The sequence below is a fragment of the Bacteroides salyersiae genome (assembly GCF_031172035.1).
GTDB classification, from domain to species: Bacteria; Bacteroidota; Bacteroidia; order Bacteroidales; family Bacteroidaceae; genus Bacteroides; species Bacteroides salyersiae.
Genome location: NZ_CP133452.1, coordinates 4827144 through 4839129 on the forward strand (window position 1 = coordinate 4827144; position 11986 = coordinate 4839129).

Consider the following 11986-nt stretch of genomic DNA (forward strand, 5'->3'; position numbering starts at 1 on the left):
CTAAGAGATAACGCCGCAAGCGAACATAATGATTTTTTCATGAAAGAATACAGCAACAACCTCCTACCTATACAGATAGAAGCAGAACTAAGTAAAGAATGGACTTTCTTGTCCGAAGAATACCGGGAATTAATGGCGAGAAGCGGTACCCGATTGAGATGTTCACTGACGTTTCCGGTGGAGAGTCACGTACGTGTCACCTCTCCGCATACCGGAATCGAATGGAACATTATGCTCGTCGTTTTAAACAATAAAATGTTTATCGAAGCTTTCTATACCTTCTATACCAACGAATATGGTGAAAAAGGTATCTATCTCATCGACCGTTTCAGATGCAGCCGGGTGACACCGCATTACATGAAACGTATCAAAAGCCGGTATATGACTCCCAAAGGCATTCCTTTCAAGGACGAACACGATTTTATACTTTTCTTTTATTCCAAACTGATACACGACACGGCAATGTGTACGCACAGGCATACAAAATATCTGGCACACAACCAAGGGCTGAGTATCATAGAATACGCAGGAAACGGTACGGTCACTTACATTACTTTCGTCAACCGGGAAATGCTGCGGGAATACCAGGAGCCGTTTGACCAACATCGCAAGCTGATGTATCAAATGAAAGATAACCCGAAAGCGAAAGGACCGCGCCGTCAACTAAAAGTTTTATTGGATGAATTAGGCGTTGAATTTCCAAAAGAATATTCAAGTTTCAAACCTCGCAGGAGAGATCCGTTGGACACGATGGATATCTCCTGCCAAATTGTACATACCCGTCAAGTGGGAATCCCTGCAACACAAGAGACTTCTGCCGTCCGAGGTACGGGACGTCCGTCACAACAACAATGGTTCAATGAAGAAGAATTAAAAAAGTTATTAAAAAGATGAGTAAACTAACAACTACCTGGTGGATCATTTTCTATAAAGACCAGTTATTACTTAAAAAAACAGATAACGGATTTTCAATCCCCTGTGCCGGGCAACCTCCGATCCATATCTCTCCGGAGACCAACATACATGAAATATGTATGTTGGATGGGCATCCCTGTAAAGCGATTGCCATTGATTATCCGGTAGAAGAATCGGATAAGTATATGATGACCGGACTACGTGCATCTTACGATTTCATTCCACTGAAGCAATATCAGACTGCCGGAAAAGCAGCCGAAATACTACACTGGGATCGCAATAGTCGTTTCTGCCCCGCATGCGGCACAGCAATGGAGCAAAAAGCACCTATCATGAAAAAATGCCCCAAATGCGGAAACGAGATGTATCCCTCTATTTCTACGGCAATATTAGTTCTGATCCGTAAAGAAGATAAATTATTGCTGGTACATGCACGCAATTTCAAAGGTACATTCAACAGCCTTGTGGCCGGTTTTCTGGAAACCGGAGAAACTTTGGAAGAATGCGTTGCGCGCGAGGTGAAAGAAGAAACCGGACTGGACGTAAAGAATATCACTTATTTTGCCAATCAGCCTTGGCCATATCCCAGTGGACTGATGGTAGGATTTATCGCTGACTATGCAGGTGGAGAACTCACGTTGCAGGATGAGGAACTGAGTTCCGGAGCCTTTTATACCCGGGACAACTTACCCGAATTGCCAAGAAAACTAAGTCTGGCAAGAAAAATGATAGACTGGTGGATAGAAAACGGAAAATGACAAAAACACAGGCCACGAAGTACATATAAACTACAAACGAACAACTTATGAATGGAATGAAAACAGCATTCATCCTCCAAAAGTATCAATAAACCCATGTATCTTCGTGACCTGCTTTTTAAACAAACCCCGTGAGCTATTCCATGAAAGTGAGTTCTTTCAAATCCAATTTCTTCTCCCATTCAACAAGCGGCAGTCCGTGCAAGGAAAACGCATCCATACCCTCGGGCAAAACATTCTGCGCCAAATAAACGGCAGGAACAGTCACCAATGCACAACCAACCTGATCGGACTCAACAAATACATATTTATATCCGGCATAAATACATTCGTATTCCACTTCCTGATCTTTCCCGTAAAGCGCAATGCTATTGGTCACTTTACGGAGCGTGCCCTCAAGATAACCGATCATTTCACTCTCTGTGGTAGAATCATTGCCATAAGTATCGGCATCTTCTACAAACAAGCAGGCAGCCACATCCCTGTTCTTAGGAACAGCCACTCCGATACAGGCCCACACCCACAATGGTCCGCGCGCACTGACATCCTGTCCGGCACAAACAATATGTGCTCCCGGCATAGGTGGAAAACGCTGTTGTTTCTCCTTTCCAAAAAGACGTTCGGTAGCATCCAGCAGAGGACGAACATTATACACGGGGATCTCTTTTCCGGAAACTTGCGGTTGCATGTACATAGGAACTGCCTTTCCAGAAACAATATCTTCGTGTACGGCAAGATCCAATCCCCATATCGCCCCATTCAGTCCGCAAAATGCAGAAGAGGTATTCAGCATATTAACCTGTCCGAAATAAGCATCGCTCCTTCCGCAACGGTCATAGGCAAGAATACTTTCGGTCACGACATCAAGTCCTTTGATATCGACCGTTCCAACGGAAAGTTTCATAGTCGATATATACCCTCCGCCATCCGGCATACCCGGATTCATATATCCCATGCAAAATTCTTTACTCGGCCCAATGGCCCGACTAATCACTTTCGAGGCATCGTATTTGATGCCGGCTATCAGATCTTTCATATATTAATTGGTTTAGATGTTGCACATAGAACAACGTTTAACACAGAATGATTAAGCCCGATAGACTAAAGAAACAAAAAGAATACAAAAAAGAGAGGCTATCACCGCATAATCCGGTAATAGCCCCTTTTTATCTATCATTTTCCATTATCTGGAGTATCTGCCCGCAAGGGAAGTACTCAGATACCGAGTGATTTCATCACAGCCTTGATCTTTTCATCGGCACTTGCATCAGCACCGGCAAAACAATTACGACAGCCCATCTCTCCTTTCACTTCGATATAGAACTTAATCTTAGGCTCTGTTCCCGAAGGACGGATAGAAACCTTGCCGCCATCCTGAGTGAAATATTGAAGTACGTTCGACTTATCCGGCATATCGATTTTGGTTACACGACCGTCTTCGTCAATCTGTTTCAAAGTCTGGAAGTCTTTCCAAAGGATTACTTTAGAACCTGCCAGTTCGCGCGGAGGATTATTACGGAAATCAACCATCATCTGCTTGATTTCTTCCGCACCGCTCTTACCGGGTTTTACTACGCTAATACCTTTTTCTTTAGAGAAACCATATTCCACATAGATATCCAGCAGCAATTGATACAATGTTTTGCCATTGTCTTTCGCCCATGCAGCAATTTCGGAAATCAAGCAACAAGCAGATACGGCATCTTTATCACGTACAAAATCTTCGGCAAGGAAACCATAGCTTTCTTCACCACCGCCGATGTAAACCTGCTTACCTTCACGCAAACGAATCTCGCGTGCAATCCATTTAAAACCGGTATAGCAATCGAGCATTTCAATGCCGTTCTTCTCAGCTATTTTCTTGATAAGTTCGGTAGTAACAATTGTTTTCACTACAAATTCCTTCCCTGTCATCTTGCCCAATTTCTTATACTGGGTAATGATATAATAAAGATACATCAAGCAAGTCTGGTTACCATTGATAAGTACCCATTCGCCCTTATCATCCTTACAGGCAATACCCACACGGTCGGCATCAGGATCACTCGCCATTACCAGGTCGGCATCGATTTCCTTAGCCAGATTGACAGCCATAGTCAATGCCTCGGCATTTTCGGGATTCGGAGAAACAACTGTCGGGAAGTTACCATCCTTAATCATCTGTTCGAGAACCGTATGGACATTCTCAAAACCCCACATCTTCAATGCACGCGGAATAAGCATCATACCCGTACCGTGAATCGGAGTATAAACAATCTTCATATCTTTCTGGTGAGCGATAGCTTCCGGATCGATAGAAATGGTTTTAACCTTTTCCAGATAAGGTTTATCAATGTCTTCGCCGACAATCTGAATCAAACCGGCAGCAGAATTACCCCGGAATTTAATGTCGGCAGCAGAAGTTATCTTATTCACTTCATCGATAATTCCTTTATCATGCGGTGCCAATACCTGTGCACCATCATCCCAATAAGCCTTGTAACCGTTATATTCTTTCGGATTATGAGAAGCTGTCAGAATAATACCGCTTTGACAACCGAGGTGACGGATAGCAAACGACATTTCAGGAGTCGGGCGCATATCTTCGAACAGATATACTTTGATACCGTTAGCAGCAAAAATATCTGCGGAAATTTTTGCAAAAAGATCACTGTTGTTGCGGCAGTCGTATCCTACCACTACGGAAATCTGCGGAATATCTTTAAAATTAGCATTCAAATAGTTGGAAAGCCCTTGAGTGGCAGCCCCTACCGTATAGATATTCATGCGATTGGTACCTACACCCATGATACCGCGCAGACCGCCTGTACCGAATTCCAAATCTTTATAGAAAGCTTCTATCAACTCGGTTTTATCTTCATTTGCCAACATACGTTTCACTTCAGCCTGAGTTTCGGCATCATATGCCGGGGTAAGCCATTTTTCAGCTTTCTCAGTCACCTGCTTGATGAGTTCCTGATTTTCCATTTAGATTGTTATTTATTGGTTAATGATTCATTAATCTCTATAAGTCACAAATGTAAAAGAATTAAATAAGAATTCCTAATAAATAAATGAATATTGTGTTAATGTGATAATGGCCGATACATCAATCGACATGCGGTTTTCAGCACAGAATATCCATATATTAAATAATTATTTCACTTTGTAACGTTCGCCTGTTTGTTTTACATATTCTTCAAGAAATTCTTTCGGATAACCCGGACGAACCACACCGGCAGGCTGACCGATAGAGTTACGTTCGAACTTACCATCTTTCATCTTGCGAATCACACCGTCAGCGTATTTCACTATGATAAACTCTCCCAACCGCTTCCAAGTATCGAAAGTACTTTGAGCAGTCATATTAGTATAATTGGTGAGAAAAGCCTTGGCTCCGGCCGGATCCTTTTGATAAATGCGCGTAGCCATATTTTCAATACCGGCCTGTGCCTCGTGGAAAGTACTTTCAAGTTCCTGCTGTGCAGCACGGATATCACCGATCATCAAATCGTAACGCGGATATACCATATTGGATACCCAATTGAAAATCCAGAAAGAAGAATCCCAAGAGAAAGTGATATAATCGGCTCCACCTACACGGGAATAGCATACAGGCACTTTATCCGTACAGCAGTATACCGGGGTGAATACCGTCATATTGGCATCGTCCGTACCAAACCAAAGTACACCACCCACCGGATCGGGCATACTGGCACGCATTTGCGCAACAAAAACAAAACCGGTTTGCTGAGTGGAAATAGGGCGCTCATTGAAATATTCCTGATCACCCACTTTAAAAGAAAGCGGCGAAAGACGATATGGGATCTTATAAGGGCCGGCACCAAAATCATTGCTGATATCGAGGGGAGTTCCTTCATAGTGGTCACGCATGGCATTCTGTACATCCTGTACGGAAATCTTACGGTTAGGCTTCACGAACAACGGCATCGGTTCGTCTGTTTCTCCCTGTATATAAGGAAGGTATGCCTCTCCCTGATCGGTAAACATATTGAAATAACTCCAGACACGGGCTTCACAATAACGGCGGGCACCGAAATCAAGTGGAGCATAAGCTTGGGCAAAGCTGAAGTCCTTATTCACCCCATTAAAATATCCCTTTTCGCGGGCAAAAGAAATCACGTCCGGAGAATAAAGACAATTCTCCTTATCGTTCATATCAAACTGCTGGATACGCGCCTGGTTGGCATGAGCAGAGATACAATCATCGGGCACGCGTACAGCCACCCATACGGCACCACGTATACCGGGACCTTTACCGATCATCTCCATAATCCATATTTCATTGGGATCGGCAATGGTAAAAGACTCTCCTTCGCTATAATAGCCATATTCCTGTACAAGGTCAGTCATAATCCGAATGGCCTCACGAGCTGTACGCGAACGTTGCAAACCGATATATATAAGGCTGCCATAATCGATAATCCCGGTAGAATCTGCTAATTCCGGACGCCCCCCAAAAGTAGTTTCCCCAATGGTTACCTGATACTCGTTCATATTACCTATGACGTTGTAAGTCTGGCGAGCCTGTTCTATTTTTCCAAGATATTTTCCGGTATCCCACTCATATACATCCAGCATGGTTCCTTTCTTATAAGTAGCGGCCGGATAATGATATAACTCTCCAAACAGCCCATATGAATCGGCAGAATAGGAAACGATGGTCGAACCGTCGGCAGAAGCATTCTTTCCGACAATGAGATTGGTACAGGCGAAAGTATCCGCCACTGCCGCCACAAGAAAGGCAGCACAAAGAATCAGTTTCTTGTTCATTGTTCTATATACTTAAATATGATTGTATTCCTTACCACACGAAGGTGTCACGTACTACGGTTTCATTGCCACAACCATCTACTGCAACCATTTCCACTACATGCTTCCCTCCTTTTTCCACGCGTTTCGGATCAAGTTCACATATATACTGGGAACGGGTTAAATTAGGTCTTCCAAATAACGCATATTTCCCATCAATAGTTCCACGATAAGAATGGATGCCGGTTGCTTTATCCTTAATGGTATAGACTATCTTCCCTGTACGCCCCCAATTCTTTGGGTTGACCGGAGTGATCACAGGAGGAACCGTATCAATGGCTACCGTATAAGTAGCCAACTCACGAACAGTCGTTTTCATGAATCCGTCTTCGTAAGTACCGCCAGCTCCGTAAAGTCCTTTGGGAGTGACACGCGCCACATAATATTTTGTTGTATCCGCCAACGGCATACGACGCAGCCCGATACGTAACTCGCAACTGCCATGCAACGGAACAGATTCATCACTCAACTGATATGTAAAAGCCACAGCGCCGCTATCCGCTTTCATCTGATAATTCAAGGCCACATCATCATAAAGCATTCCTTTAGGCACAATCAGAGTCAGACCCGGTTCCTGCAAAAAGTTGGTACAATTCCAAGCAAAAAAATACTTTTCACGATGTTGTAAACGTTCAATCGGCTGTTTCTTTCCACGTACAGTGAAACGAGTATGGGAGGTATTGCCAAACGCATCTGTCAATGTGTAGAGAAACCGGTAATCTCTTTCCTCATCGATAGTAACCAATCCCCGGTTATCATTGGCAGCCTCCAACATACGAAGAGTATTCCCCGGATCGATAAAAGACTTCATATATTGCCCGCAAGTCCAGGAATTTATCATCCGGTTCTCTTCCTGCGAAAAGCGATCTACCGTGCTACGGAATACTTCCTGCCCATCTACGGTCAAGACTACCGTATGCACACCATAACGGTTGTGTACACCGTCCATATAATCATACGCTTTGATACCGGCTCCGATTACGCCCCATGCTTCGATAGGGCGGCCATTATTATTCAAAGGAAAAGTCTGGTTCTTCTGTATTCCTTCCACTACTCCCCTACCCGGTTGAGGAAACAGCATTATACCTTCTGCCTTAGGCGCAGTAGTATCCTTGATATGCTTCAAAAAAAACGGCATCGGATCAATATAATCACCAGAAGAGGTCTCGAATACATCCAAATGTAAATGCGGACCAAAAGAATAACCGGTATTCCCACTCCAGGCAATCTGCTGACCGGCTTTTACCGGATACTCACCCGGTTCGGGAATTATTTCCACTTCATAATTTTCCTTTTCGTACTGAAGATCTTCCACCCGCTTTGCAATCGCCCCTACAAACCCGCTGAGATGCCGGTTGATTGTAGAATATCCATTGTTGTAAACCACATCGAGTACATAGCCCGAACCGTGTGTGACGCGAATACGAGAAATATACCCGTCGGCCAATGCGCGAACCGGCTTTCCGATAACACCACCGGTCTTAAAATCAAGTCCACCATGAAAATGATTGGCCCGTATCTCTCCAAAATTTCCACTCAATGTCAGAGGAAAATCGAATGGAGGGACAAAAGATGCCTGTCGCTGCTTCTCCTGCGAAAAAGACGGCATGCAATAAATGAACAATAAGATTGTGATATATAGTTTCATGCGGTACATTATTTCTTTAAGAGGACAAATGTACGTCATTCCGGATAAATATTAAAATAAAGGAGTAACAAATCATCCCTCAGTGAAAGGGATAATTTTACCTTTCCATCCAACTAATGCGGATACTATTTCTGACAATATGCTGTTAAACATCTCCTATTATGCATTGGTACACAAGCATTTTTCGTACATTCGTACATGTTTAACCCTTAATACAGTAACGTTATGATTATCGGAGTACCAAAGGAAATCAAAAACAACGAAAACCGTGTGGGTATGACTCCATCCGGAGTTGCCGAAATTGTAAAACGCGGGCATACTGTTTACATACAGCATACCGCAGGCATCAACAGTGGTTTTCCCGATGCAGCCTATACAGCCGTGGGAGCGCAGATTCTACCTACCATGGAAGAAGTATATGCCATTGCCGAAATGATTGTAAAAGTGAAAGAGCCGATAGCCCCGGAGTACAAGCTTATCCGAAAAGGACAATTATTATTCACCTATTTTCATTTTGCTTCCGATAAAGAACTGACACTGGCAATGATCGAAAACGGATCGGTCTGCCTGGCATACGAAACTGTAGAAAAAGCCGACCATTCATTACCTTTGTTAATACCGATGAGTGAAGTCGCCGGTAGAATGGCTACCCAAGAAGGGGCTCGTTTTTTGGAACGCCCGCAAGGCGGGAAGGGGATATTATTAGGAGGCGTACCGGGAGTAAAACCGGCAAAAGTGCTGATATTGGGCGGTGGCATCGTGGGAAGTAATGCTGCACAGATGGCTGCCGGCATGGGAGCGGACGTAACTATCGCCGACATAAATTTGGCACGATTGCGTTATTTAAGCGAAACTCTGCCTCCCAATGTAAAGACTCTCTACGCTTCGGAATTACGCCTGAAAATGGAATTGCCGACCGTAGACTTGGTGATAGGATCTGTCCTTATACCGGGAGATAAAGCGCCTCACCTGATCACCCGTGATATGCTGAAACTGATGCAGCCGGGCACTGTATTGGTAGATGTAGCCATCGACCAGGGAGGTTGCTTCGAAACATCGCACCCGACTACCCATAGTGATCCTACTTATATTGTAGACGGAATCGTACACTATGCTGTCGCCAACATCCCGGGAGCAGTACCTTACACATCGACTCTCGCCCTGACTAACGCTACTTTACCTTATGTGACAGCTCTTGCCGATAAAGGTTGGCAAAAAGCCTGCGAAGACGATCCGGCACTTGCAAAAGGGCTGAATATAGTAGAAGGAAAAGTGGTATACAAAGCTGTAGCCGATGTATTTGGAATTAGTGAAAAATGATAGAGACATGAAGCCTCTCCCCAGCCCTCTCCGTGGGAGAGGGGGCTAAGTTAGTTTTGCAACTAATTAATAGACAAGGGTATCTGTACCCCCTCTCCCGCGGAGAGGGCTGGGGAGAGGCTTCTGTCTAAAACAAATTGGTAGTCAGCGTTTGTTTTCTCCTCTCATACTCTTCAAGCAATTCTTTCATGACCTCCGCCACAGACTGCTGCTGCCGAAATAAAGAAGCTACTTGTCCTATTTCCAATTCTCCTTCTTCAAGATCACCCTCAAAAATTCCTTTTTTGGCTCGTCCTCTTCCCAAAAGCTCCCGCAACTCTTCGGCAGACGCCCCACGATCTTCTGCTGCTTCTACCGCATCCCGAAAACTATTGGTCACTAAACGGGTAGGAGCCAATTTTTTCAATAATAATTTAGTGTCACCTTCATTCAGCCGTAAGCAATATTCTTTGAATACATCACTGGCTGAACTCTCATAGGTAAGCGCAAAGCGAGTCCCGATCTGTACACCTTCCGCTCCCAATACCATGGCTGCCAGAATTCCTTCACCGGTTGCAATACCACCGGCAGCTATCAAGGGCAGAGTAGTAGCCCGGCGAACAGCCGGAACAAGACAGAACGTAGTGGTTTCTTCACGTCCGTTGTGCCCTCCGGCTTCGAATCCTTCAGCCACAATCGCATCCACACCGGCCTCTTCGCTCTTCACTGCAAATTTAGAAGAAGAGACAACATGCACCACCGTAATTCCACGTTCTTTCAACCATCCGGTCCATGTCTTCGGATTACCGGCAGAAGTAAAGACGATTTTCACTCCTTCTTCGACCACGATATTCATCACTTCTTCTATCTGCGGATACATCAATGGAATATTCACTCCGAAAGGCAAATCGGTAGCAGCCCGACATTTTCGAATATGTTGACGCAGAACTTCGGGATGCATAGACCCGGCACCAATAAGTCCCAACCCTCCGGAATTACTTACTGCCGACGCCAGACGCCAACCACTACACCATACCATACCTCCTTGAATAATAGGATAACGAATACCCAAAAGAGTAGAAATTCTATTCATAAATCGAATCTATTTAAATTTATTTTCCTCTCCCCATCTTTGTATGGAGAAGCCTTCCATTTTACTAATTTAACAAATTCACCTTTTAGATAGTTCAATGGGTAATGAATTGTAATATAGGCTTCGGAACAAGGACGGTAGTCGAATCACCGTAGGTTTTCAACACTTCTAAGGTGCGGGCACGGCGTTCACGTCCCTTTTTATCCCAAAAATCCTTTGTAAAAACATACATGAAATTAAAACCGCCGATAGCCACACCTGCCATCGAGCCATTCGACTGCCCGAATAACGGCTTATACTGCAACTTAATAGCTTCAATCTCGGTCAGGGAAGGCTGCGTTATCACCATAACCCTCAACGGCGCCTTCGATGTATTGGTATACCCTCTGAATGTCTTGATCCGATAAAAAGGGTCTCCTCTCCAAGTATCCTTACCTACTTGTATCTTTTTCTGATAAACCGGATCCCAGTCGTAAGGAGTATTCGCCTTATAGGGATGCAGAGAAAGCATCTGTCTTTTTTCCAACGGTAAGGTATTGGGTAAGGCAGAAGGAAGAGATTCGTCCGGCAGCATCCAGTTCTTCTCCGTCGACATCAACGGAGTTCCCATTATATCCGAACCGAAATCAATCTGTTTCACAGCCTCCGGATTTAGTTTTATCTCGCCCTCCTCTTTTAATACACGACTGAGATTTAACGAATCCTTCTTCGTCCATTCCTGAGAATAAACCACAGGAACAGACAAACAGATCAATAAAAACAATATAAAGCACTTCGTCATTCTCAAATTTCATTTATCATTTATAGGATCAAAGCATCATTAATGTATGTTCCGTCATCCTTGTCCATTAAGTATACAACTCCCCGGCCACTGACAAAATCAGCAGCAATATAATAAAACGTTTAGCCATGTTCAGTTGTTTAGACTACCACCAGCGATAACCACTTCCGCAAAGCGGTTCATCATAACAGGGATCAATCGTCCAAGCCGTCCGGGGATACTTTCTGGTTTCCCACCAACGACGATAACGGGCAGCCGCATCCAGAATTTCTTCATCGGACAAGAAGTAAATAGCTTCATAGTTCTCAGCATTCACTTCGACCATATGACATCCCATAGAAGCCGGAATTCCAAGACGAATACTTTCTACAGTCCACAAAATACACTCGCCCAAACGTATCTTGCCACTGTTACTATTGTACACGGAAGGAAATGCAGGTATCACACTCAAATCCTCCGCATAAGCAAGTAATTCGGGAATATCCTCTTCCGTAAAATGAGGAACTTCAACAATTCCTTTTTCATTTTTAGTATTGTAAGTTCCGGATTTCAGTTGTTTCACAAAAAGGTCGACATCCGGATTATTATAGTCCAAGGTCTCTTTACCGCATCCCGTAAGCATAAGCGCCATCAAAACAGCAAACAGCATCATCCATGTTTTTTTCATAACACACATTATT

10 protein-coding genes are annotated in these 11986 nt (G+C 44.0%); 3 read left to right on the forward strand and 7 right to left on the reverse strand.

Annotated features, from left to right (window positions below):
* Positions 1 to 39 precede the first annotated feature (39 nt).
* Both RB604_RS18475 and nudC read left to right on the forward strand, forming a co-directional pair.
* Positions 40 to 894: a hypothetical protein gene (locus RB604_RS18475; protein WP_224206275.1), complete on the forward strand. Its 855-nt coding sequence runs from the start codon at positions 40 to 42 to the stop codon at positions 892 to 894.
* Positions 891 to 1673, forward strand: a complete 783-nt coding sequence (gene nudC / locus RB604_RS18480) for an NAD(+) diphosphatase (RefSeq protein ID WP_005930335.1) — start codon at positions 891 to 893, stop codon at positions 1671 to 1673. Before RB604_RS18475 ends, nudC begins: the two co-directional genes overlap by 4 nt.
* Before the next feature lie 136 nt (positions 1674 to 1809).
* Here nudC and RB604_RS18485 read toward each other — a convergent pair whose 3' ends face one another.
* From RB604_RS18485 to RB604_RS18500, 4 genes are all read right to left on the reverse strand, one after another.
* Positions 1810 to 2709: a histidine decarboxylase, pyruvoyl type gene (locus RB604_RS18485; RefSeq protein ID WP_005930334.1), complete on the reverse strand. Its 900-nt coding sequence runs from the start codon at positions 2707 to 2709 to the stop codon at positions 1810 to 1812.
* A 179-nt stretch (positions 2710 to 2888) separates the two neighbouring features.
* A complete protein-coding gene (locus RB604_RS18490; protein WP_055294164.1) occupies positions 2889 to 4640 on the reverse strand; it encodes a phospho-sugar mutase in 1752 nt (583 codons plus the stop codon).
* 168 nt (positions 4641 to 4808) lie between these two features.
* On the reverse strand, positions 4809 to 6446 hold the full coding sequence (locus RB604_RS18495; protein WP_005930332.1) for a C69 family dipeptidase: 1638 nt from the start codon (positions 6444 to 6446) through the stop codon (positions 4809 to 4811).
* A 31-nt stretch (positions 6447 to 6477) separates the two neighbouring features.
* Entirely contained in the window at positions 6478 to 8133 is a 1656-nt protein-coding gene (locus tag RB604_RS18500; RefSeq protein WP_055294339.1) for a M23 family metallopeptidase, read from the reverse strand.
* Between the two features lie 225 nt (positions 8134 to 8358).
* Here RB604_RS18500 and ald point away from each other — a divergent pair, with 225 nt between their 5' ends.
* Positions 8359 to 9453, forward strand: coding sequence for an alanine dehydrogenase (ald, locus tag RB604_RS18505; protein WP_055294166.1), 1095 nt, complete (start codon positions 8359 to 8361; stop codon positions 9451 to 9453).
* A gap of 127 nt (positions 9454 to 9580) precedes the next feature.
* On the opposite strand, the gene RB604_RS18510 is transcribed toward ald, so the two are convergent.
* The 3 genes from RB604_RS18510 to RB604_RS18520 all read right to left on the reverse strand — a co-directional run bounded on the left by RB604_RS18510 (position 9581) and on the right by RB604_RS18520 (position 11973).
* A complete protein-coding gene (locus RB604_RS18510) occupies positions 9581 to 10525 on the reverse strand; it encodes an NAD(P)H-dependent flavin oxidoreductase (protein ID WP_005930327.1) in 945 nt (314 codons plus the stop codon).
* Between the two features lie 94 nt (positions 10526 to 10619).
* The gene (locus tag RB604_RS18515) at positions 10620 to 11306 is read right to left on the reverse strand and encodes a DUF4858 domain-containing protein (RefSeq protein WP_055294168.1); all 687 of its coding nucleotides are present in this window, start codon (positions 11304 to 11306) and stop codon (positions 10620 to 10622) included.
* Between the two features lie 145 nt (positions 11307 to 11451).
* Entirely contained in the window at positions 11452 to 11973 is a 522-nt protein-coding gene (locus RB604_RS18520) for a DUF4943 family protein (protein ID WP_005930323.1), read from the reverse strand.
* Positions 11974 to 11986 lie beyond the last annotated feature (13 nt).

Bases quoted from the DNA above. Each gene is read 5' to 3' on its own strand.
- RB604_RS18475 (WP_224206275.1), top strand. From the start codon at position 40: ATGAAAGAATACAGCAACAACCTCCTACCTATACAGATAGAAGCAGAA.
- nudC (WP_005930335.1), top strand. From the start codon at position 891: ATGAGTAAACTAACAACTACCTGGTGGATCATTTTCTATAAAGACCAG.
- RB604_RS18485 (WP_005930334.1), bottom strand. From the start codon at position 2,709: ATGAAAGATCTGATAGCCGGCATCAAATACGATGCCTCGAAAGTGATT.
- RB604_RS18490 (WP_055294164.1), bottom strand. From the start codon at position 4,640: ATGGAAAATCAGGAACTCATCAAGCAGGTGACTGAGAAAGCTGAAAAA.
- RB604_RS18495 (WP_005930332.1), bottom strand. From the start codon at position 6,446: ATGAACAAGAAACTGATTCTTTGTGCTGCCTTTCTTGTGGCGGCAGTG.
- RB604_RS18500 (WP_055294339.1), bottom strand. From the start codon at position 8,133: ATGAAACTATATATCACAATCTTATTGTTCATTTATTGCATGCCGTCT.
- ald (WP_055294166.1), top strand. From the start codon at position 8,359: ATGATTATCGGAGTACCAAAGGAAATCAAAAACAACGAAAACCGTGTG.
- RB604_RS18510 (WP_005930327.1), bottom strand. From the start codon at position 10,525: ATGAATAGAATTTCTACTCTTTTGGGTATTCGTTATCCTATTATTCAA.
- RB604_RS18515 (WP_055294168.1), bottom strand. From the start codon at position 11,306: ATGACGAAGTGCTTTATATTGTTTTTATTGATCTGTTTGTCTGTTCCT.
- RB604_RS18520 (WP_005930323.1), bottom strand. From the start codon at position 11,973: ATGAAAAAAACATGGATGATGCTGTTTGCTGTTTTGATGGCGCTTATG.